The sequence below is a fragment of the Mesorhizobium sp. B2-7-2 genome, from assembly GCF_006440775.1.
In the GTDB taxonomy this organism is placed as follows: domain Bacteria; phylum Pseudomonadota; class Alphaproteobacteria; order Rhizobiales; family Rhizobiaceae; genus Mesorhizobium.
Genome location: NZ_VFTZ01000006.1, coordinates 17,425 through 37,979 on the forward strand (window position 1 = coordinate 17,425; position 20,555 = coordinate 37,979).

Here is a 20,555-nt window from a genome sequence, read left to right on the forward strand (position 1 = left end):
TCAGTCTTCCAGCTTCTGCAGATGCTGTTCGAGATAGGGCCGCAGATGCTGGTGCTGCGCCGGCAGCCTCAGCGCCTCGCCGAGATGCGCGGTGTCCTCGTCGCGGTCGAAGCCCGGCTCGTTGGTCGACACCTCGAACAGCACGCCGCCCGGCGTGCGGAAATAGATCGCCCAGAAATAGTCGCGATCGATGACCGGCGTCACGCCATAGCCCGTGTCGACCAGCGCCTTGCGCACTTCCAGCTGTTTTGCGCGATCCTCGACCGCGAAAGCGACATGGTGCACCGAGCCGGCGCCGAGATTGGCAAAGCCGGCGCCCGGCAGCGATTCGATGTCGACGACATCGGCGCCGTTGCCGTTCTTGATCGCCAGCCGGCGGATATTGCCGGACTTGTCGACCTCCTCATAGCCCATGAATTTCAAAAGCTCCTCGGTGGCGCCGCCGTCCTTCAGCCGGAGCGAGACCGAGTGAAAGCCGCGGATCGCCTCGTCTGCGGGAACGCCGCCTTTGATCCACGGCGCTCTGTTGTCGGCCTTGTCCTCGACGAGCGCGAAACTGTCGCCGTCGGGACCGGTGAAAGTAAGCCGCTTCTCGCCAAAAGCTTCCGTGCGGGCGACGTTGCCCACGCCTTCATCGGCGAAGCGCTTTTCCCAATAGGCCAGCGTGCCTTCCGGCACCGAGAACACCGTCGAGCCCACCTCGCCGACGCCGTGCCGGCCCTTGGCGATATCGGGGAACGGGAAATAGGTCATAACCGAACCCGGCGTGCCGACCTCGTCGGCATAGTAGAGATGGTAGACGTCCGGCGCGTCGAAATTGACGGTCTTCTTCACCCGGCGCAGACCAAGCTTTTTCGTAAAGAACTCATTGTTGCGGCGTGCATCGCTCGCCATCGAGGTGACGTGATGCAGCCCCTGTATCTGATTGAGCATAGTCGTGCTCCTTCCGTTGTCCTTGTGCGGCCCTTGCCGCTGTCCACGCCAATATGAGGATAGGCGGTCCGGCCGCAAAGCGGGCAAACACAGAATGGACTGTATCATAAAAGTGAACGACCGTTCGAAATATGTTCACCAATCCGTCGCCAAGCTTGGCTTGCAACACTGGTGATTTCCGTTCCATCTGAGCGCTTCCACAAGGAGACGATCTTGGACAATCGCACGCACCGCCCGAACGTCCTGCTCATCACCTGCGACCAGTGGCGTGGCGATTGCCTGTCGGCGGCCGGCCATCCGGTGGTGAAGACGCCGAATGTGGATGCGCTCGCCGCGGAAGGCGTGCTTTTCCGCCGCCACTATGGCGGGGCAGCACCCTGCTCGCCTGCCCGCGCGTGCCTCTACACCGGGCTCTACCAGATGAACAATCGCGTCTGCCGCAACGGCACGCCGCTGGACGCTCGCCATGGCAACATCGCGCTTTCGGCGCGCGCGGCGGGCTATGATCCCACCCTGTTCGGCTACACCGATGTCGCGCTCGATCCGCGCCGGCTGGCGGCCGGGGATCCGCGCCTGCGCAGCTATGAAGGCGTGCTGCCGGGCTTCACCGTGCGCCAGGCCCTGCCCGAGCATCAGAAGCAATGGCTGTCATGGCTGCGGACCCAAGGCATCGACACCGGCGCAGGCAGCCCCGACATCCACCGTCCGGCCTGCGGCCAGGCGGAACGCGACGTGACCAACGCGCCACCGGTCTATTCGAAAGACCAGACGCCGACCGCGTTCCTGGCCGGCGAATTCATCCGCTGGCTTGGCGAGCAGGAGAAACGCGCGCCGTGGTTCGCGCATATCTCCTTCATCAGCCCGCACCCACCCTTCATCGTGCCGGAGCCCTACAACAGCATGTACGATCCGGCTGAAGATCCTGCGTTCAGACGCGCTGCAAGTTGGCAGGCCGAAGCCGGGAGCCATCCCTATCTCGCCTACGACCTCGCCGAGCAGAAGCGGACAAAATTCATCCCCGGCATCGAGGGCAACGTCCCGGACTGGAGCGAGGAGAACTTCCGCCGCATCCGCGCGATCTATTACGGCATGATCTCCGAGGTCGACGCGCAGCTCGGCCGCATCTGGCAGGCAATCAAATCAGCGGGCGCCTGGGACGACACCGTGATCGTGCTCACCTCCGACCATGCCGAGATGATGGGCGATCATTTCATGCTCGGCAAAGGCGGCTTCTTCGACGCCAGCTACCACATTCCGTTGATCATCCGCGATCCGCGCCGGGAAGCCATGGCCGGTTCGTCCGTGGATCGCTTCACTGAAGCCGTCGATATCTTCCCGACCGTGCTCGACCTGATCGGCGCCGCCCCGCAGCGCCACCTCGACGGCCGTTCGCTCGCGCCTTGGCTGGACGGAACGGAACCGGAAGCCTGGCGCGACGCCGCGCATTGGGAGTTTGATTTCCGCACGGTCGCCCAAGGCGAAGCCGAACGCCATTTCGGTATCGCGTCGAACGCCTGCAACCTCGCCGTCATCCGTACCATGGACTTCAAATATGTCCATTTCGGCGGCGGTCTGCCGGCGCTTCTGTTCGACTTGACGAAAGATCCCGGCGAGCTGAACAATGTGGCGAACGACCCGGCCTATCTCTCGGTACGGCTGGAGTTCGCGGAAAAGATGCTCGCCTGGCGTGCCGCTCACCTCGATCAGTCTCTGGCTTTGGCGGAACTGACGGAAGATGGAGTGGTGGGGTACGTGAGTAGGCAGTAGGCAGTAGGCAGTAGGCAGTAGGCAGTAGGCAGTAGGCAGTAGAACATTCGTGTCGCTGCGTGGTATGCCAGCCCTTCTTTCGCCTACTGCCTATTTCCTACTGCCTATTCCCTCATTTCAGAATCATCCGCTGCTGGTCGCGGTTGGCGGCATAACTGCTCTTGTCATAGGCCGTTTGCGCCTGCAGCTGTTCCTTGGTGAAGTTGGTGTAGAGATATTTCTTGCCGTTCTTGTCGGTCATGAATTTGAGCTTATCCATGCCGATCGCCACTTCCTTGGCGCCGATGCCGAGGAAGCCGCCGACGTCGACAATGACCGCGTCAGGCTTGTTGTCGGGCGTCAGCACGACATCGCCGATCGAACCGATCTTGTCGTCGTTTGCGCCATAGACCGTCGTGCCCTTGAGGTCGTCGACGCGCATATTGCCCATCGGCATCTCGGTCAGTGTCGACTTGTCGATGGAAGCGGTCTTGGTCTGGTCGGTGGCAGCGCCGCTATTATCGGCGGGCTTGTTCTCAGCCGTGCTCTGGGCCGGCGGCGTCGCAGGCTTGTTCTCGGCCGTCGATTTGGCGGGCTCTGCCGGCTTCGCTCCCTTATCGGACGTCGTGCCCGAAGCGACCACCGCAGGCGTGGTCGTTGCCGGCGCGTTGTTCGCGGCCGTCGTCGTGCCGGGCGCCGGATCATAGGGCTTGCGGTCGAACTCCGGCTGGGCCTGCAGCTGCTCCTTCGTCGTCTCGGCCACCAGCCAGCGGTCGCCGTTCTTCTCCGCCCATTTCGCCTTGTCGAAGTCGAAAGTGACGTTCTTCGTGCCGATGCCGAGGAAGCCGCCGACGCCGATCACCAGCGACTCGGCCTTGCCGTCCTTGGCAAGCACGATGTCCTTCACGTCACCGATCTTCTGGGCGTCGTCCGCAGTGCCGTTATAAACCGACTCGCCCATGATGTTGGTGGCGAGGTTGCCCTCCGCCTTCTTCACCGGCTCGGCCGGTGCGGCCGCGGGAGCCTGGGCTGTCGTCGTGTTATTGGCGGGCTGCGTAGCGCCGGTCGACTGCGCCGGCGCCGGATCATAAGGCTTGCGGTCGAATGCCGGCAAAGCGCTCAGCTCCTCTTTGGTCGACTTGGCGACCAGCCAGCGGTCGCCATTCTTCTCTGCCCATTCCAGCTTGCCGTAGTCGAAAGCGACGTCCTTCTTGCCGACGCCAAGGAACCCGCCGACCCCGATGATGGCCGACTTGGCATTGCCGCTGGCATCGAAGACGACATCGTCAACCTTGCCGATATTCTGTGCATCGTCTCCCGTGCCGTTATAAACGGACTCGCCGATAATATTGCTCATCAGGGCGCCATCGGCGCGCGGGACCGGCGCCGGATTCTCGGCTGCTGGGGGCTGTGGAGCCGGGGCGGGCGTCGTCTGCGCGAACGCGCCGGTTGCTAGCAGTGTTGCGATCGCGGTCGTCGCAAAAAGAGTGCGGATCATCATGGTGGTCTCTCCTCGTGCCTGATCTGTGCATGACGCTTCCTTGGCCAGCCTCTTGACGGCAGGTCGGAAGCGGCAATGTCTACAGGTTCACAACGTTGTGACCGGAGGGTTGTTCCAACCGCAACGCGTTCACGCGTCCGTGGATCGCCGACCTCCGGGTGGAACCTTTGCGGCGGCGTCCTCGTTTCAGCCTGCGGCTGAGGGTCTGCCGGCTCAAAGTGACCCGACACGGAGCAGGATATGCGGTTTGCTGCGGTGCTGAACCAGGACGGCGGCACCCTCCGTACCATCGACATCGAAGTGTTTTCCGAAAAGCTGCATCAGACCCTCGAAGCGGCGGGGCATTCGGTCGAGATCGACATCGTTGCCGGTCGCGACGTCGCCACAGCGCTGGAAAAGGCAATCGCCAGGCGAAATATCGACGTTGTTCTCGCCGGCGGCGGCGACGGCACGATTTCCACCGCGGCATCCCTCCTCATGAACAAGAAGAAGGCCCTGGCCATCTTGCCGGCCGGCACGATGAACCTGTTTGCGCGCGGCCTGGGCATCCCGCAGACACTGGAAGCGGCGTTGCAGTCTTTTGCCGACGGCGAGGTGATCGCCGTCGATATGGCGAGCGCCAACGGCCAGCCTTTCGTGCATCAGTTCTCCGTCGGCATGCACGCCAAGATGGTCCAGCTGCGCGAGAAAATGGATTTCGGCTCGCGCCTTGGAAAGATGCAGGCGTCCGTGCGCGCGGCGTGGGCGGCTATCAAGAACCCGCCGGCGCTCAAGGTGAGCCTGAGCATCGGCAAGGCCGAGATCGTCGCCCGCACGACCGGCATCGGCATCTCCAACAATCTGTTCGGCGAAGGCCACCTGCCCTATGCCGACAACCCGGCTGGCGGCGTGCTCGGCATCTATGTCAGCGTCGCGCGCCGGCGTCATCATCTGGCGAAGCTGCTGCTGGACATGCTGCGCGGCAGGTTGCGCCAGAGCGCGCATGTCGAAGTGCATCAGGCTGGCAAGGTCGTGCTGAAAATCCGTTCGCCCACCAGGAAGTTCAGCGCGGTGCTGGACGGCGAATTGATCCGGCTGGAGAGGGAAACCACGGTCGAGAGTCACCCCGGCGCGCTGAACGTGCTTGTCCCCTCCCGCAATGCGCAGGCAAAGGCGGCGTGATGGAAAGATCAGCTGCCTTGAGTGGATTTCTGCTCGGCGGGCGGCGCCGTCGGCACGTTCTGCTGGGTCGTCGGCGACTTGATCAGCTCGCCGTAGATCTCGACCGCGCCCCACGCGATGAAGGCGAGCAGCAGCCCGGCGATGAGGATTCTGAGGGCATGCCAGCCCCAATGCCCCTGGCGAGCTTTGTCTTCAGGTACGATCTTGGTCACGATTGGCCTCCATGCTGCGCGGCGGCGGGCGCTTCAGGCACGACATGGTCGGTAACGGATCCTGTTCGGGAAGGTTCCGTGTCGGGAAAGACGCCCAGCAAGCATGCGGCAACCGATTGCGTGTATATGATGGTCGATTGCGTGGCGTTTTGAGGGAATGGTGAGCAGCAAGGTGGATAGTTTGCCGGCAGACGTCAGCCGCGTCGTGATCGATGCGGAGCGGCTCGCCTTGCTTCAGGGCCTGGGCGCCATGGATACGGCAACCGATCCGGACTTCGACCGTATCACCGGTCTCGCTGCGGCAATCGCCGAAGCGCCCGTCGCGCTGGTGAACCTGATCGGCAGCAGTCGCCGGCGGTTAAAGGCGCGCATCGGTCTCGACGAGAAGGAGACGCCGACCAGCACTTCCTTCTGCGCCCACGCCATCGCCGCCGGCGACGATCCCATGGTGGTGACCGACGCCACGCTCGATCCGCGTTTCGCCGACAATCCGCTGGTCACGGGCAAGCAGCACATCCGTTTTTTTGTCGGCGTGCCGATGGTGGTGGCCGGTGCCAGGATCGGGACGCTCTGCGTGCTCGATCGCCAGCCGAGACCGTTTCCGGCCGAGGACAAGCTGGCGAAGCTGAGGACGCTGGCCGACCTCGCGGCCAGCCTGTTCACGCTGAAGGACGCCACCCGCGACGGCGCCATCGCCAAGGCGGAACTGGCGCGCGAGGAAAAGCGCCGCGCCATCGCGCTCGACGCCGCCTCGCTGGCGAGCTGGGCGTGGGACATACGCACCGACATGATCGAATGCGACACACTTCTGGCCGAGCTTTTCAACCTGCCGCCTTCGAACCGGCTGAAGGCGCGCGACATCCTGCGCGCCATCGACCCGCGCGACGTCTATCAGACCGAGACACGTTTCCGCGACGCGCTGAGCGGCAGCGACGACTATTTTGGCGAGTACCGGGTCAAGGGGTCCCATCCACCCCGCTGGATCGCCACGCGCGGACGCGTGATCGAACGCGATGGCGAGGGCAAGCCGACGCTGATCTTCGGCGTCAACTACGACATAACCGAGCGCAAGCTCGGCGACGAGCGGCAGCGCCTCTTGCTGCGTGAGCTCAACCACCGCGTCAAGAACACATTGGCGACCGTGCAGGCGCTGGCGACGCAGACCGTCCGCCACGCTCGCCAGCCGAGTGCGTTCCTGGAGGCCTTCGGTGCCAGGCTGCAGGCGCTCGGCGCCGCCCATAGCCTGCTGTCCGACCGCGAATGGCGCGGCATTGGCATCGGCGAATTGGCACGCATCGAGGTCAGGCCTTTCGACACGGGCCGCCAGTCGCGTATCGCGATTTCGGGTCCCGAGCTTCTGCTCTCGCCCGATCAAGCGGTCGGGCTCGGCCTGATCCTGCATGAGCTCGCCAGCAACGCGCTGAAATACGGCTCGCTCTCCGCGTCGTCGGGAAAAGTCGATCTCGACTGGAAGACGCAAGGCCGCAAAGGCGCGCGCCGCCTGGTGCTGACCTGGCGCGAAAGCGGTGGGCCGCGCGTCGAGCCTCCGGATCGCCAAGGTTTTGGCTCGATCCTGATCCGCCGCAGCCTTGCCAAGGTCATCGACAGCGAGGTGACCCACGAATTTCGCCCGGACGGCGTCTTCGCCGAAATATCGATGCCGCTCGAATCGTCCTTGAAATGAGCGCTCCGGCACTGCTCAAGGCAAGTCTTCCGGGTCCGGCTTCGACGGCCCGGACTTGGTGTTCTCGCGATAGATAGCATACGCGACGACCGCCAGGGCAGGCGCGACAATGGCTCCAAGCCCGCCTTTGCTTTTGGCGAGGACCGGAAGCAAGGCAAGTGCGGCGGTAACGCCCGCCGCCGTCATATCGGCCTGGCGCCGCCGCGCGCGGCGCTTGCTGCGCATGCCGGCCATCAGCTTGTGAATGACGAGGATGAGCCCGGCAACCACCAGGAAGCCGATGCCGAAGCCGAGACTGGTCGCCATCGGCCCGTAGCGGACCGCCAGCCAGATGTAGGCGGCGCCGATGAGGAAGCCGACACCGCACAAGGCGAAAATGGCGGCAAGCCCGTAGAGGATTGCCGCGGTCCGCGCCCTATGCAACGCGGCCATCGCCTCGCCCGAGGCGAGGGCCGAGATCAGCGAGACAAGCGCCCCCATCTGCGGTTAGCGGCGGGAAAGCAGGGCGAACAGGTAACCGACGCCCGCCGCGATGGCCAGCGAGGTCACCGGCTTCTCGCGCACCTTGGCGATCAGCTGCGCTTCGATATCCTCGGCGCTTCCGCGCATGCTCTCGAACGCGGCTTCGCCCTGCGCGCGCAATTGCTCGACGCCGTCCGCGGCGGCGCGACGGGCCGCGCCATAGCCGTGTTGACCGGTCGTGGCGAGTTGCTCGGTGAGTCGCTGGATGTCCGCTTTCAGTTGCTCGATATCGGCCTCCAGATCGGCGGCGGTTGCTTCGTCTGTGGCGGATTTGCCTGCGGCGGTTGCCATTCTCTAACTCCTTGTGTTTGCGTTGGTTTCAACGCCCGTTCGGCGCCATGGTTCCGGTCGTCGCAAGCCAAACCTAGATCAGCGGCCTGCATTCCTCGCCTAGCCCCTCCCAGCGGGCAAGCTTCTTCAGCCCGTCATAGTCGATCACTTCGCAACCGCCGTCTCGCCACATGATGAGCTTGCGGTCCATCAGCTTGCGAATCGTCTTGTTGGTATGGACCAGCGAGAGGCCGAGCGTGTCGGCGATGTGCTGTTGCGTGATCGGGATCTGCACCGGTGTCTTGCCATTGAGCCCGGCGCCGCGAGCCCGGCGGGCGATGAAGGCGATAAGATAGGCGGCGCGTTCAAGCGCGGTGCGGCGGCCGATGCTGAGCAGGTTCTCATCCAGCATGCGCTCCTCGCGCGACGCGATCCAGGTGATGTCATAGGCAAGGCCGGGATGGTTGCGATAGAGTTCCTGCAGCTGATCGCGTTCGAAAACGCAAAGCAGCATCGGCGACAGGGCTTCGACGGAATGCTGCATTTCGCCCATCAGACTTCCCTGCAGGCCGATGAGGTCGCCAGGCATGGAAAAATTGAGGATCTGCCGGCGCCCGTCGGGCAAAAGCTTGTAGCGGAACGCCCAACCCGACAGCACCGTGTAAAGATGCGCGCTGTGGCTGCCTTCGACCAGCACGGTCGCACCTTTGTCGACAGCCAATTCGCCACGCTTGAAGGTGTCGATAAATGACAATTCCTGCTCGTCGAATTCGCGGAAGGCCGGCAGCGGCCGCAGCGGGCATTTTTCGCAAGGATATTGGCGAGTGGCAACCAAACGTGCGGACATTTCGACCCCTCTTCGAAATCCCTGCCCTAAGGGGCGCAAGGAAACGTTTGAGGGGGGCAGCGGTTCCGCCGGGCGTCACGCCCATGTCTTTTTTAAATGACATCGTGACGGATTGCGCGCATGAGTGCGACTGCCAAGGAGACACCCCATAAGTGACAGCATTGCTTGACGGATTGCGCATTCTCGTCCTCGAAGACGAGTTCCTGATAGCGATGGATGTCGAGCAGCTTTGCCGTGACCACGGCGCCGCGGATGTGACGATCGCGCGAGAGATCGCCGACATCGACGGACGGGCGCTGCCCTCGAGCTTCGACGCGGCAGTTGTCGATCTGATGCTTGGCGGGGTGTCGACCCTGGATTTCGCCGCGCGGTTGCGCGCAGAGGGCGTGCCGTTCGTATTCGCCTCCGGCTATGCGGATTCGGACGAAGTCAAGAACTCGTTCCCCGACATTCGACTGGTGACCAAGCCTTACTCGGGCGACGATCTCGTCGAAGCCGTGGCGATCGCCTGCGGACGGGCCGCTCCGGCGGCCTGACGGCCGCCGCCGAGGCGATCTCAGGCCGCCTTGCGCGCTCACATCATGGCCGGTGCGAATCCGGGTTCCTCAAGGAAATGCCGGATACGTCAAGCGCGCCGAATGACGACGCCCAATAGCGCGAGCAGGAACTTGTCGCCTTCGCGTCCCGAAAGTTAAGCCGCGTTCGAACCTGTGACCTGCGCCGAGATCGCGTCGGGCCCGAACTCGTCCTCTCCGGAAATCTTGAGGATCTCTTGCAGCCTGGCGCGCGCCCGGCTGACGCGGCTTTTGATCGTGCCGACCGCGCAGCCGCAGATCTCGGCGGCTTCTTCATAGGAGAAGCCTGAAGCGCCGATCAGGATGATGGCTTCGCGCTGGTCCTCGGGCAGTTGCTCGAGCGCGCCGCGGAAATCCTTGAGATCGAGCTGGCCATGCTGGGCCGGATGAACGGCAAGCCTGGCCGTCATGATGCCGTCGCTGTCCTGCACTTCGCGGCCGCGCTTGCGCATCTGCGAATAGAATTCGTTGCGCAGGATGGTGAACAGCCAGGCCTTCAAATTGGTGCCCGGCTGGAAGCTCTCATGCTTGTCCCATGCCTTGACCAGCGTTTCCTGGACGAGGTCGTCGGCCCGGTCGGCATTCTGTGTGAGCGACACGGCGAAAGCCCGCAGGCTCGGAATCGCGCCGAGCAGCTCGGTCTTGAAGCTCTGGGATACCGCCGCCATGCCTCAGTCCTTTTTCTGGGCAGGTTCGGTCTGTTCCAGCTGGCTGAGCAGCTGAGCGAAACGGTCCGGCACATGATCCGAGACCAGTTCGTCATAATACTGCTTGAGCTTGCGAGCGATTTCGGAGTTTGCACCAAGTGGATTGCCATCCCCGTTCCGATGCCGGCTTGCGGCATCAGCCATCTGTTTTTTTGACATTTCCTTCATAATAGCCCTAATTTCCAGCACCCGAGCCGCTCTTCGACTTCAAACCACAACGCAAGCGGAACCCTCGTCTGGTTGCCCATCCCTAGACCCGAAACGCTCGCCTGCTAATTTAGTTCCGCGGCCGGCGGAACTTTTTCCGAAAGCCGGCGTTTGATGCAGAGGGGCTTGCAACCAATGCGGCCTTGAACATGAAACGTCATCTGAGGGAGACGTCAATAATGAGTCTGTCCGCAACCATCGCTCCTCATCTCCCGTTCCTTCGCCGCTTCTCGCGCGCGGTGTCGGGATCGCAGGAGAGCGGTGACGCGCTGGTCGCCGCGATGCTGGAAGCCATTATCGCCGATACCAATATCTTCCCCGAAGCCTCGAGCGACCGTATTGCGCTGTATAAGGTTTTCGCCAGGCTGTTCACCTCCGTGGCCATCCGCGTGCCGCAGGAACAGGCGCAGACCGCCTGGGAGCAGCGGGCCGCGGCCAATCTGAATGCGATCGCGCCCCTGCCGAGGCAGGCTTTCCTTCTGGTTGCCGTCGAGGGCTTCAGCGAGGACGAGGCGGCGGAGATCCTCGACGTCGACGAGGATGAGTTCTCGGAGCTGCTTGCCCAGGCGAGCAACGAGATTTCCCGGCAAGTTGCGACCGACGTGCTGATCATCGAGGACGAGCCGCTGATCGCCATGGACATCGAGGAGATGGTCGAGAGCCTCGGCCACCGCGTCGTCGGCACGGCGCGCACGCATGCCGAGGCTGTGGCCTTGTTCGGCAGGACGCGGCCGAAAATGGTTCTGGCCGACATCCAGCTCGCCGATGGGAGCTCGGGCATCGAAGCCGTCAACGAGATTTTGTCCTCGACGCCTGTGCCGGTGATCTTCATCACCGCCTTCCCTGAACGCCTGCTGACCGGCGAACGGCCCGAGCCGGCCTTCCTGGTCACCAAGCCGTTCAATCCCGACATGGTCAAGGCTTTGATCAGCCAGGCCCTGTTCTTCGACCGTCAGGCCAAGGCCGCCGCCTGATCCCTTCCGAAGCTCGACCTCGAACGTCATGCGAGGGCTTCGCGCCGTGCGTGACGCCTGGCTGTGTGCGGTCGGAAAAGCCCGCTCAAGGGGATCGTCTTTTTCAGCAAATGGTGGAACAAACGACATCTGGCCACGTTCTTTTCCCGACATAAGAAGGAGACGCATCATGCTGTACTGGGCGCTCGTATTTCTCGTAGTTGCGATCATCGCCGGCGCGCTTGGGTTCGGCGGCATCGCCGGCACATCGGCAGGTATCGCGCAAATCCTGTTCTTTATCTTTCTCGCCTTCCTGGTGATTTCGCTCATCGCAGGCCTCTTCAGGAGAGCCTGACCGCGACACTGGAAGCCGCACCCCTCAAACGGTTTCCAGCCACCGCCGGACGGCGCCTCGAAAGAGCACCGTCCGGCGGACCGTTTTTGAAAAGCCCTAATTTCAGGGTGTTGACTCGTGCGGAACAAGTTGCGGATTGGGCCGTTCAAGGGCCGAGTGGGGGATTTCTCCGATGCCTTCCCAAGGTCCCACGCAAGATAGGCTTGAAAAGCAAGACGGCGAAGTGATCGCGATGCATCCTTCGGAAAGCGGGATGCAGGTCGGGCGTGCCTTGCTTCATGCCCTGCACAATGCCGGGATTTCGGTTCTCTACCAGGATCGGCAGATGGAAACGGTCTGGGCGCGCAACATGAACGCGCCCTGGGCGTCCGATACAGCCGACGGCAAGGACTTGCTCTCGCCGGCGCAGGCCGAACGCATAAGGGCCGCCAAACTCAAGGTGATCGAATCCGGCAACCCGGACCAGCTCGAGCTCAGCATTCCGGGGCACCAGGGCGTACGCTGGTTCCAGCTTTGGATCGATGCAGACCGCGGGGAAGCCGGCGATGTCCTCGGCGTCGTCACGACGATGGTGGAGACGACGGAGCAGAAACGCCGCGAGCAGACCCTGAAGACATTGCTGCGCGAAGTCAGCCATCGATCGAAAAATCTCCTCGCCATCATCCAGAGCATCGCCACGCAGACCGGGCGCTACACGGAGACGCTCGGCGAGTTCCTGGCGCGGTTTCGCGGCCGGCTGCAATCGCTCGCGTCTTCGCAGGATCTCGTCACATCCTCCAACTGGCGAGGAGCCGCGCTGCACGAGCTCGTATCCGGCCAGGTCGGCCGCTACAGCAGCGATCTGGCTCAAAGCCTGCGGTTCGCGGGCGAAAATCCTTACCTCAACCCTAACGCCGCCCTGCATATCGGTCTCGCCATGCATGAGCTGGCCGTCAACTCCGTGAGCTATGGCGCACTGTCGCGGCCGGACGGCCATGTCGAGGTCCGCGCCAGGCTCGAGGCCGAAGACGGAACCTCGCCCAACCTCTTGCTGACCTGGACGGAGGCGGTCGGCGACGCGACGCGCAATGAGAAGCGTTTCGGCAGCGTGGCGCTGGAACGCGTCGTGCCGATGTCGCTGAATGGCTCCGCAACGCTAGAAATCGGCAGAGACCGGATGGAATACCGTCTCACCGTCCCGCACGGGAATTTCGAGACGGATTGAGAGCGCCGCCGATGGCGTAAGAGCATTCCAGGCAAAGTGCGCAACGGTCAGGCGGCTTCGCCGTAGCCTTCCGTCCGTATTGCGTAAAAACGGAGACGGGAGCGCTTTGCCGGCGGAGGCCCTTAACCGGCTGTTCACCATAAAGTCCGATCCTGTGCTCCCGGCTGACGATGCGCCGGAAACCCATCCGCGCCCCGGCGCGACCTGGGGAGACCGAAATGATGGTTGCCGACATGAACAGGCTGGAGCAGGCCGCCCGCGTCTCGATGAGCGGCTTCCAGGATGCCGAGCTGCCGCCGGCGCCGCGGTCGTCGCATCTTTCGCTCCGCCTGGGCGCGATCGCGCTTCTGGCCGCCGTGGCGCTGACCGCGGCCTGGCAATTGTTCTGACCCCGCATGCGGCTTTGACCCTCAGCCACTGCGGATCCCGCGCTGGACGACTGTGACCGGATCGTCGGGAACATGCGGCCCGACGGCACTGAGTTCGCAATGCTGGAGGTGCCTGGCATACTTGTCGTGTCGAACGGCGAGCGCCCCGAAAAGACTACGTTAGGCAACAGTAAAATCGGGCAGGCAAACCACCTTTTTTCATGCTAAATGGTTGCTGGCACTGCCGAAAGTGAGGACAAAAGTGAGGAGCAATTCTATGCGGAAGATGATGATTGCCATGGTTGCCGTGGTCGCTGTCAGCGGCTGCACAACGACCGAGCAGGACGTCGTCGGCGGCGGCCTGATCGGCGCCGGCGTGGGCGGCTTGGTCGGCGGCAGCAAGGGTGCGCTGATCGGCGCGGCCGTCGGCGCCGGGTCGGGCCTTCTGGTTCGCAACCTGCGCAACGGCTATTGCCAGTATCGCGATCATCGCGGCCGGATCTACACGGCTCGCTGCAACTAGTTCAGCACGGGAAAGACCGGGGGCCGGCAGCCGGCCTCCGGTTTGTTTTGAATTCAAATTCAAACTCGCTGATTTACCTTACGCGGCCAGCGGAATCCTGATCTCCACCTTCAATCCGTCGGCGTGGTAGTCGCGCGCGATCGTGCCGCGCAATTCGCGCGTGACGTTGAGATCTATCAACTTGGTGCCGAAGCCGGTCTTGACTGGCGCTTCCAGTTCCTTCTGACCCGCCTCGCGCCAGTTCAGAACCAGCGTCCGCTCGCGGCCGCGGCCCTCGACTCTCCAGTCGACCTTGAGAGCCCAATTTCCCTTGGCCGAATTGATCGAACTGCCGGCCTCGCCATATTTCAGCGCGTTGGTGGCAAGTTCGTGGAAGGTCAGCCCGAGCGCCTGCGTCGTCGTCTCGTCCAGCAGCACCTCCGGCCCTGACAACACGCCGTCGGGAAGGTCCTTGCCGAACACCTGCCCGAGCTCGATGCGCAGCAGGTCGCCGAGATCGGCTTTCTGCCAGCGCGAACGCGTCAGCATGTCCTGCGATGCGGCCATGGCCTGCAGGCGCGCCGAGAACGATGCCGAAAACTCCTTCACGTCGGTGGCTTGCGAGGCCGTCTGCCGCGCGATCGCCAGCACGCGGGTGATCGAATTCTTGATGCGGTGCTTCATCTCCTGCAGGATCAGATCCTTTTCCAGCAGGCTCTTTTCGGTCGCCTCGTGCAGCGCCGATTTCGCCTCATAGGTGCGCTCCTGGTAGCGCGCCACCAACGCGATGGCACCGGCAAGCAGCAGGCCGAACAGTCCGAGCATCACCGGAATGGCGCGCGAGGACGGCGGTTCGAAGGCGCTCGTCGGCCTGAACAGCAAGGTCCACGGTTGGCCCGCCACGACGATATCGCGGCGCGCCAGAAACCTCGCGCCGATGCGTTCCGCCGGAGGAGCTTCCGACCGGAACAACAAATTGCCGGCCTCGGGCTTGCCGTCATAGACCTCGACATTGACCGGCAGCAGCGGCGCGTGGCTGAGCGCGACCTGGAACAAGTCGTGCGCGCGGAAAGCGGCGTAGAGAAAGCCCGCGGTCGAGGAGCGGCTGGCATTGATGACGTCCGGCGCCGTTTCCACGTTCAGCCGCACGAAGACCAGGAACCCCGGAAAGGTCTGCTTCGCGCCCATGGCCTGGCCGAGTTGGATAAGACCGCTGGCATGTTGCTGGTCGTCGGCCATGGCTTTCTCGATAGCCGTCCGCCGTGCCGGCTCGCTGAACATATCGAAGCCGATGAACGACTGGTTGGACGTATCGAGCGGCTCGAAAAGCACGATCGGCGTTCGCCATTGCTGCTCGCTGGTGGCCGGATAGATCGGATGCGCCGACCCATGATCGTGCAGGATGTCGCGTTCCACCGCCGCCTCGTCGCCGGTCTTGGCGAGCCTCAGGAAGCCGATGCCGCGCAGTCCGGCGAAATTGTCGTCGATGTCGAGCGCGCTGAAGAAGGCCTTGAATTCGCCCCGCGAGATGTCGCCGTTGCGGGCATCGAACAGCGCCTGCGTCGAACGCAGCAGCGACAGATGCAGGTCGACGCGGCTCTCGATGCGGTTGAGCGCGTCGTCTGCCGTGCCCTCGAACTTGATCCGCGCCGCTTCCTGCGTCGCGAAATAGGCGAACCCTGCCATGGTCAGGCTGATCAGCGCGACGGCGACAAAGGCAACGATCGGAAAGAGCTTCTTCAAATCAAGGATGCGGCCCGTGGACGGTCGACGATCTTTATGGGCAAGTCTCGGCGCCAACACAATGGCGCGGTCAAACCATCACCGCGGCTGGCACATCACGCAGCCGTTAATTAGCCGGCTACAAGTTCGACTTCATGCCGCGATCTTCAGCGCCCCCGGGCCCGGAATGGCGCCTGGCGGGCATCTGCCGAGGATGATCATGCCGAGCACCTCGTCCTGGGTGACATCGGTCGTGCGCGCGGTGCCGACCACCTGGCCGTTCTTCATCACGCAGACCCGGTCGGCGAGTTCGAACACGTCGTGGATGTCGTGGCTGATCAGGAAGATGCCGATGCCGTCGGCCTTGAGCTGCTTGACCAGTTCGCCGACCTGCGCCGTCTCTTGCGGGCCGAGCGCCGCCGTCGGCTCGTCCATGATCAGGATACGGGCGTTGAACAGGATCGCGCGCGCGATCGCCACCGACTGCCGCTGTCCGCCCGACAGCTTGATCACCGGCTCCTTGAAGCGCTGGAAACGCGGATTGAGCCGGCCCATCACCTTGCGCGCCTCGGCTTCCATGGCGACGTCGTCGAGCGTGCCCCAACCCGTCATCAGCTCGCGGCCGAGGAAGAGATTGGCCGCGGCATCGACATTGTCGGCCAGCGCCAGCGTCTGGTAGATCGTCTCGACGCCGTATTTCTTGGCGTCGCGCGGATTGGAGATCGAAACCTCCTCGCCATTGATGAATATCTGTCCGCTGTCGCGCTTATAAGCGCCGGACAGGATCTTGATCAGCGTCGATTTACCGGCGCCATTGTGGCCGAGCAGCGCCATCACTTCGCCGGGGAAAAGGTCGACGGATGCGTCGTCGACGGCGCGAATGCCGCCGAAGGCGATCGAAACATTGCGCATGTCGACCAGCGGAACGCCGGCGGGAGCGGTCTTGTCAGCCATGATCCTTTTCCTCCCTATGATCCTTGCTCAGACGCGCTTGCGGTAGAGGGTGTCGAGCCACACCGCGACGACCAGCACGGCGCCAACGACGATGCTCTGCAGCGGTGAATCGACGCCGAGCAGCACCATCCCGGATTGCAGCGACTGCATCAGCAATGCGCCCAGCATAGCACCGAGCACGGTTCCGGAACCGCCCGCGAGCGACGTGCCGCCGATGACCGCCGCGGCGATGACCAGCAGTTCATCCAGCGTCCCCAGCGCGTTTGTCGAGGAGTTCTGCCTGGCCGAAGAGATCGCCGCCGCGATCGTCGCCAGCACGCCCATGATCATGAACACCTTCATGGTGATCCAGCGCGTGTTGATGCCGGCAAGATTGGCGGCTTCCGGATTGCCGCCGATGGCAAAGACGTAGCGGCCGAATCTAGTGCGCTTGGTGACGAAGGTCATGATCAGACCGACGGCGACCGCCATCAGGACCGGAATGGCGATGCCATGCGCGATGAACAGCCCGCCTTCGGGCACGGTGATGTTGTTGGCGGCGGCGTAGCGGTTCACGATGCCGACTGGCCACGGATAGGAGTTGGCGAGCCACACCGCGCCCAGGATGACCGCGCAGGTGACCGTGGCAAGCAACGTCTCGGCCCAGACCGGACGCAGGGGGAAGCGGAAGCGCTTGCGCTGCACGCGGCCGTTGAAATGCATGAAGATGACCGCCAGGCAGGCGACGATGCCGACGGCCCAGCTCCATTTGGCGCCGATCGAGCCCGCCGGGCCGCCGCCCATCAACTGGAATGTGGCGTCGAGCGGCGCAACGGTCTGGCCGCTGGTGACCCACCAGGCAGCGCCCCGCCATACCAGCAATCCGCCCAGGGTGACGATGAAGGCCGGCACTTCAAGATAAGCGATGACGAACCCCTGGAAGGCGCCGACGATGAGGCCGAGCGCCAGGCCGATCAGCAACGCCAGAACCCAGATCCAGGGATTTCCCAGCTCAAGCCCCACGAAGCGAACCAGGAAATGCACCTGGGCAAAGCCCATGACCATGCCGATCAGCCCTTCGGCCGACCCGACCGACAGGTCGATGTTGCGCATGACGATGACCAGCACCATGCCGGAGGCCATGATCGCCACGGCCGAAGACTGAACCGACAGGTTCCAGAGATTGCGCGGCGTCAGGAACGTGCGGCTGTCGAAGTCGAGCGGGTTGACGCCAAGCCGCAAGCTGGAAATCACATGCAGTCCGATCCAGATCAGGAGCAGCGCGCCGATCATGCCCAGCATGCGGGTGTCGAGCTCGGTCGCCTTCAGGAACCGGGCCACAGTGCCGAGTTCCGACGCGCGCGGGGTGTCCGCCGGTTGGGTAGACGTCGTGTCGGTCATGATTTCCTCCCGCCGGCCTGCCCGTCTGGCGCGAATACCTAGCCAAGCCTAGAAGCTATCCGCCGAAGGCGGAAACACAAATCTTTTTGAGAAAACGCCGCGGCTTTCAGGCCGCGGCGCAGGTATTTTGATCGAACGTCGGCAAGGCTCAGTTGCAGACCTTGACGCTGCCGGCGGGTACGCCCGCGCAGACCTCGTCCTTCTTGATCCAGCCGGCGTCGATGACGACGTTGAGATTGTCCTTGGTGATCGCGATCGGCGTCAGGAACAGCGACTTGACGGTGTTGCCGCCGGGTGTCGTGAAGTCCTTGGCGCCGGCGATATCGCCCATCTTCTTGCCGTCGGCGAGCTGCGAGGCGATTTCGGCGGCGTTCTTGCCGAGCTCGCGCGCGTCTTTCCACACCGACACGGTCTGCGTGCCGAGCGCGATGCGGTTGAGCGCCGCGTGGTCGCCGTCCTGGCCCGAGACCGGCACGGTGCCGGCCAGGCCCTGCGCCGTCAGCGCCGCGACAACGCCGCCGGCGGTGCCGTCATTGGCAGCCACGACCGCGTCGACCTTGTTGTCGTTGGCGGTCAGGAACTGCTCCATGTTCTTCTGCGCGTTGGCCGGCAGCCAGCCGTCCGTATAGGCCTCGCCGACATTCTTGATCTTGCCGCTGTCGATGGCGTCCTTCAGGACTTCCATGGAGCCCGCGAACAGGAAGTCGGCGTTCGGATCGGAGCCCGAGCCCTTGATGAAGACGTAGTTGCCTTCCGGCTTGGCCTGGAACACCCCGCGGGCCTGCATGCGCCCGACTTCCTTGTTGTCGAAGGTCAGGTAGAACACGTCCTTGTTCTCGATCAGGCGGTCGTAGCCGACGACCGGGATTCCTTCATCGAGCGCCTTCTGCACCGCCGGGCCGATTGCCGAGGCATCCTGCGCCAGGATGATCAGCGCGTTGGCGCCCTGCGAGATCAGGCTTTCGACGTCGGTCAGCTGCTTGCCCGGATTGGACTGCGCGTCGGCCGAAATATACTTGTCTCCGGCGGCCGCGATGGCGGCCTTCATCGCTGCTTCGTCGGTCTTCCAGCGCTCTTCCTGGAAATTCGACCACGACACGCCGATCACCTTGTCCTTCGCCTCGGCCACGGACGCCAGCGTCAGCGACATGGCAACGCCCGCCAGAATGGCGGCTGCAAATTTCTTCATGATATCCTCCCTGCGCCCTGCGGCGCGACCCAGACTGGCCCGAAGGCCGGCACAGAGGCTTTTTTTCGAGCCTCAAAAAAATAGTGGTCCAGCATAACGACGCTGTCAACCGAGATTCTGATGGGTTTTGATGGGCTCAGGCATTTTTTTCGGCATCCGCAATAAATAATGACATGGCCCCTGGCTTCTGCCACAATCCCTAGCGTGTCAGCGACAGGCCATGGCATTATCACAAGGCCGCGATGACCGGGGAGGACGTGCGAGACGATGTCGGTCGGAATCCGCCACGACGATTTGCGCCGGCGCAATCGCGCCATGGTGATTTCGGCGGTACGCCGCGCCGGTCAGCCATCACGGACCGAAATTGCCGCGACCACCGGGCTCAGCCACTCGACCATTTCGGCGATCTCCGCCGACCTGATCCAGGAGGGCATTCTCACCGAAAGCAAGGCCAGCGAGCCGACGGCGTTGAAACGCGGCCGGCCGCAGATCGGCCTGGCGCTGAACCCTGAAGCCGCCGCGGTGCTGACCGTGGTGTTGTCGCTGAACTTCCTGTCGGTCGCCGTGATCGATTATGCCGGTCAGGTTGTTGCCGAGGAGCAGCAGCGCCTGGACACGCTTGTCATGCCCCGCGACGAGCTGATCGGCGAATGCGTGGCGATCGTGCGGCGCCGGCTGCAGGATCCCGACCTCGACATTGGCAGCGTCGCCCGTATCGCCATGGGCATTCAGGGCATCACCGATTCTAATGCACGCGCCATGCTCTGGTCGCCGATAACGCCGCTGACCGACATTCCTTTCGCCGACATCCTCGAGAAGGAGTTCGGCATCTCCGCCACCATGGAGAACGACTGCAACATGATGGCGGTGGCGCTGCAATGGCGCGACCCGGAGCGCTATCGCGACGACTTCATTGCCATCCTGTTGTCGCACGGCATCGGCATGGGTCTCGTGCTCAAGGGTGCGCTGTTCACCGGCACGCATTCCTCCGGCGGCGAGTTCGGCCACATGATCCACCGCCCGGGCGGGGCGCTTTGCCGCTGCGGCCGCCGCGGCTGCGTCGAGGCCTATGCCGGCAATTATGCGATCTGGCGCAGCGCCATGAGAATGAGCGAGGACGCCGAGCCGGTCGACGTCGGCGACGCCGACATGCGGGCCCTTGCCGCGAAGGCGCGCGAGAGGGACGGCCCCGAACGGGAGGCTTATCGCCGGGCCGGCGAAGCGCTTGGTTTCGGTCTCGGCAGCCTGTTCGCCCTCATCGATCCGGCGCCCGTCGCCATGGTCGGCGTCAGCGCGGCCGCCTTCGACCTGATCGAGCCGGCGCTGCGCGAGGCGATCGCCCAGACCGCCGGCGGCCAGCACTCGGAATCGATCTCCTTCGACACCGAGCCGAACGAGTTGCCGCTGATCCGCGAAGGCTGCGCCATGCGCGCGCTGACCTTCGTCGACCAGGAGATTTTCGCGCCGGGAGGCCTGGCGAGAGCGGGCAAGCACGTCGCATAGCGGCGAGCCAGGTGCCGGGATACGCTGAAATTCAGGTCAGGCCGAGTCGAGAATGGGGGG

22 protein-coding genes are annotated in these 20,555 nt (G+C 63.6%); 10 read left to right on the forward strand and 12 right to left on the reverse strand.

The genetic code is table 11. The features are described from left to right. Positions 1-933 carry a VOC family protein gene (locus FJ425_RS10035; RefSeq protein WP_140723135.1) on the reverse strand — a complete coding sequence of 311 codons (933 nt, stop codon included), beginning with the start codon at positions 931-933 and terminating at the stop codon, positions 1-3. Positions 934-1,146: 213 nt separating this feature from the next. Between FJ425_RS10035 and FJ425_RS10040 the strand changes: the two genes are divergently transcribed. Next, positions 1,147-2,700 (forward strand): alkaline phosphatase family protein, encoded by a 1,554-nt coding sequence (locus tag FJ425_RS10040; RefSeq protein WP_140723138.1) that lies wholly within the window; start codon positions 1,147-1,149, stop codon positions 2,698-2,700. 112 nt (positions 2,701-2,812) lie between these two features. Here FJ425_RS10040 and FJ425_RS10045 read toward each other — a convergent pair whose 3' ends face one another. Then, positions 2,813-4,177 carry a PRC-barrel domain-containing protein gene (locus tag FJ425_RS10045; protein ID WP_140723454.1) on the reverse strand — a complete coding sequence of 455 codons (1,365 nt, stop codon included), beginning with the start codon at positions 4,175-4,177 and terminating at the stop codon, positions 2,813-2,815. Between the two features lie 243 nt (positions 4,178-4,420). On the opposite strand from FJ425_RS10045, the gene FJ425_RS10050 reads away from it, so the two are divergent. After that, on the forward strand, positions 4,421-5,341 hold the full coding sequence (locus FJ425_RS10050) for a diacylglycerol kinase family protein (RefSeq protein ID WP_140633133.1): 921 nt from the start codon (positions 4,421-4,423) through the stop codon (positions 5,339-5,341). 8 nt (positions 5,342-5,349) lie between these two features. On the opposite strand, the gene FJ425_RS10055 is transcribed toward FJ425_RS10050, so the two are convergent. Continuing rightward, positions 5,350-5,553 (reverse strand): hypothetical protein, encoded by a 204-nt coding sequence (locus tag FJ425_RS10055; protein ID WP_095767385.1) that lies wholly within the window; start codon positions 5,551-5,553, stop codon positions 5,350-5,352. Positions 5,554-5,710: 157 nt separating this feature from the next. On the opposite strand from FJ425_RS10055, the gene FJ425_RS10060 reads away from it, so the two are divergent. Next, complete coding sequence (locus FJ425_RS10060; RefSeq protein WP_140723141.1) at positions 5,711-7,237, forward strand: HWE histidine kinase domain-containing protein; 1,527 nt, start codon at positions 5,711-5,713, stop codon at positions 7,235-7,237. Positions 7,238-7,252: 15 nt separating this feature from the next. Here FJ425_RS10060 and FJ425_RS10065 read toward each other — a convergent pair whose 3' ends face one another. The 3 genes from FJ425_RS10065 to FJ425_RS10075 form a co-directional block, all read right to left on the reverse strand. After that, on the reverse strand, positions 7,253-7,717 hold the full coding sequence (locus FJ425_RS10065) for a phage holin family protein (protein ID WP_140545907.1): 465 nt from the start codon (positions 7,715-7,717) through the stop codon (positions 7,253-7,255). A 6-nt stretch (positions 7,718-7,723) separates the two neighbouring features. After that, positions 7,724-8,050, reverse strand: coding sequence for a DUF883 family protein (locus FJ425_RS10070; protein WP_140545906.1), 327 nt, complete (start codon positions 8,048-8,050; stop codon positions 7,724-7,726). 73 nt (positions 8,051-8,123) lie between these two features. Next, positions 8,124-8,876: a Crp/Fnr family transcriptional regulator gene (locus FJ425_RS10075; protein WP_095767381.1), complete on the reverse strand. Its 753-nt coding sequence runs from the start codon at positions 8,874-8,876 to the stop codon at positions 8,124-8,126. 152 nt (positions 8,877-9,028) lie between these two features. Here FJ425_RS10075 and FJ425_RS10080 point away from each other — a divergent pair, with 152 nt between their 5' ends. Next, positions 9,029-9,412: a response regulator gene (locus FJ425_RS10080; protein ID WP_140545905.1), complete on the forward strand. Its 384-nt coding sequence runs from the start codon at positions 9,029-9,031 to the stop codon at positions 9,410-9,412. 155 nt (positions 9,413-9,567) lie between these two features. Here FJ425_RS10080 and FJ425_RS10085 read toward each other — a convergent pair whose 3' ends face one another. After that, positions 9,568-10,119, reverse strand: a complete 552-nt coding sequence (locus tag FJ425_RS10085; RefSeq protein ID WP_040985057.1) for an RNA polymerase sigma factor — start codon at positions 10,117-10,119, stop codon at positions 9,568-9,570. Between the two features lie 3 nt (positions 10,120-10,122). Next, on the reverse strand, positions 10,123-10,326 hold the full coding sequence (locus FJ425_RS10090) for a NepR family anti-sigma factor (protein WP_095767379.1): 204 nt from the start codon (positions 10,324-10,326) through the stop codon (positions 10,123-10,125). A 218-nt stretch (positions 10,327-10,544) separates the two neighbouring features. On the opposite strand from FJ425_RS10090, the gene FJ425_RS10095 reads away from it, so the two are divergent. The 5 genes from FJ425_RS10095 (at position 10,545) to FJ425_RS10110 (ending at position 13,768) form a co-directional block, all read left to right on the forward strand. Further along, complete coding sequence (locus FJ425_RS10095) at positions 10,545-11,339, forward strand: response regulator (protein ID WP_095767378.1); 795 nt, start codon at positions 10,545-10,547, stop codon at positions 11,337-11,339. A 169-nt stretch (positions 11,340-11,508) separates the two neighbouring features. Continuing rightward, positions 11,509-11,673 (forward strand): DUF1328 domain-containing protein, encoded by a 165-nt coding sequence (locus FJ425_RS10100; RefSeq protein WP_018429836.1) that lies wholly within the window; start codon positions 11,509-11,511, stop codon positions 11,671-11,673. A 253-nt stretch (positions 11,674-11,926) separates the two neighbouring features. Then, a complete protein-coding gene (locus tag FJ425_RS10105) occupies positions 11,927-12,877 on the forward strand; it encodes a sensor histidine kinase (protein WP_246676508.1) in 951 nt (316 codons plus the stop codon). Between the two features lie 218 nt (positions 12,878-13,095). Then, positions 13,096-13,266, forward strand: a complete 171-nt coding sequence (locus FJ425_RS31525) for a hypothetical protein (protein ID WP_181164947.1) — start codon at positions 13,096-13,098, stop codon at positions 13,264-13,266. A 256-nt stretch (positions 13,267-13,522) separates the two neighbouring features. Beyond that, positions 13,523-13,768 (forward strand): YMGG-like glycine zipper-containing protein, encoded by a 246-nt coding sequence (locus tag FJ425_RS10110; protein ID WP_095767375.1) that lies wholly within the window; start codon positions 13,523-13,525, stop codon positions 13,766-13,768. 78 nt (positions 13,769-13,846) lie between these two features. On the opposite strand, the gene FJ425_RS10115 is transcribed toward FJ425_RS10110, so the two are convergent. The 4 genes from FJ425_RS10115 to xylF all read right to left on the reverse strand — a co-directional run bounded on the left by FJ425_RS10115 (position 13,847) and on the right by xylF (position 18,992). Beyond that, positions 13,847-15,490: a CHASE domain-containing protein gene (locus FJ425_RS10115; RefSeq protein WP_140723144.1), complete on the reverse strand. Its 1,644-nt coding sequence runs from the start codon at positions 15,488-15,490 to the stop codon at positions 13,847-13,849. 132 nt (positions 15,491-15,622) lie between these two features. Next, positions 15,623-16,423 carry an ATP-binding cassette domain-containing protein gene (locus tag FJ425_RS10120; RefSeq protein WP_140723147.1) on the reverse strand — a complete coding sequence of 267 codons (801 nt, stop codon included), beginning with the start codon at positions 16,421-16,423 and terminating at the stop codon, positions 15,623-15,625. 27 nt (positions 16,424-16,450) lie between these two features. After that, on the reverse strand, positions 16,451-17,803 hold the full coding sequence (locus FJ425_RS10125; protein ID WP_140723150.1) for a sugar ABC transporter permease: 1,353 nt from the start codon (positions 17,801-17,803) through the stop codon (positions 16,451-16,453). 148 nt (positions 17,804-17,951) lie between these two features. Then, the gene (gene xylF / locus FJ425_RS10130) at positions 17,952-18,992 is read right to left on the reverse strand and encodes a D-xylose ABC transporter substrate-binding protein (protein WP_140723153.1); all 1,041 of its coding nucleotides are present in this window, start codon (positions 18,990-18,992) and stop codon (positions 17,952-17,954) included. 267 nt (positions 18,993-19,259) lie between these two features. Here xylF and FJ425_RS10135 point away from each other — a divergent pair, with 267 nt between their 5' ends. Beyond that, positions 19,260-20,495, forward strand: coding sequence for an ROK family protein (locus FJ425_RS10135; RefSeq protein ID WP_140723155.1), 1,236 nt, complete (start codon positions 19,260-19,262; stop codon positions 20,493-20,495). The last annotated feature ends 60 nt before the right edge of the window (positions 20,496-20,555 follow it).

Coding starts and splice junctions, on each gene's coding strand:
- FJ425_RS10105 (WP_246676508.1), top strand. CDS start 11,927: ATGCAGGTCGGGCGTGCCTTGCTTCATGCCCTGCACAATGCCGGGATT.
- FJ425_RS10085 (WP_040985057.1), bottom strand. CDS start 10,119: ATGGCGGCGGTATCCCAGAGCTTCAAGACCGAGCTGCTCGGCGCGATT.
- FJ425_RS10095 (WP_095767378.1), top strand. CDS start 10,545: ATGAGTCTGTCCGCAACCATCGCTCCTCATCTCCCGTTCCTTCGCCGC.
- FJ425_RS10100 (WP_018429836.1), top strand. CDS start 11,509: ATGCTGTACTGGGCGCTCGTATTTCTCGTAGTTGCGATCATCGCCGGC.
- FJ425_RS10050 (WP_140633133.1), top strand. CDS start 4,421: ATGCGGTTTGCTGCGGTGCTGAACCAGGACGGCGGCACCCTCCGTACC.
- FJ425_RS10125 (WP_140723150.1), bottom strand. CDS start 17,803: ATGACCGACACGACGTCTACCCAACCGGCGGACACCCCGCGCGCGTCG.
- FJ425_RS10035 (WP_140723135.1), bottom strand. CDS start 933: ATGCTCAATCAGATACAGGGGCTGCATCACGTCACCTCGATGGCGAGC.
- FJ425_RS10060 (WP_140723141.1), top strand. CDS start 5,711: ATGGTGAGCAGCAAGGTGGATAGTTTGCCGGCAGACGTCAGCCGCGTC.
- FJ425_RS10135 (WP_140723155.1), top strand. CDS start 19,260: ATGTCGGTCGGAATCCGCCACGACGATTTGCGCCGGCGCAATCGCGCC.
- FJ425_RS10065 (WP_140545907.1), bottom strand. CDS start 7,717: ATGGGGGCGCTTGTCTCGCTGATCTCGGCCCTCGCCTCGGGCGAGGCG.
- FJ425_RS31525 (WP_181164947.1), top strand. CDS start 13,096: ATGATGGTTGCCGACATGAACAGGCTGGAGCAGGCCGCCCGCGTCTCG.
- FJ425_RS10045 (WP_140723454.1), bottom strand. CDS start 4,177: ATGATCCGCACTCTTTTTGCGACGACCGCGATCGCAACACTGCTAGCA.
- FJ425_RS10090 (WP_095767379.1), bottom strand. CDS start 10,326: ATGAAGGAAATGTCAAAAAAACAGATGGCTGATGCCGCAAGCCGGCAT.
- FJ425_RS10075 (WP_095767381.1), bottom strand. CDS start 8,876: ATGTCCGCACGTTTGGTTGCCACTCGCCAATATCCTTGCGAAAAATGC.
- FJ425_RS10110 (WP_095767375.1), top strand. CDS start 13,523: ATGCGGAAGATGATGATTGCCATGGTTGCCGTGGTCGCTGTCAGCGGC.
- FJ425_RS10070 (WP_140545906.1), bottom strand. CDS start 8,050: ATGGCAACCGCCGCAGGCAAATCCGCCACAGACGAAGCAACCGCCGCC.
- xylF (WP_140723153.1), bottom strand. CDS start 18,992: ATGAAGAAATTTGCAGCCGCCATTCTGGCGGGCGTTGCCATGTCGCTG.
- FJ425_RS10120 (WP_140723147.1), bottom strand. CDS start 16,423: ATGGCTGACAAGACCGCTCCCGCCGGCGTTCCGCTGGTCGACATGCGC.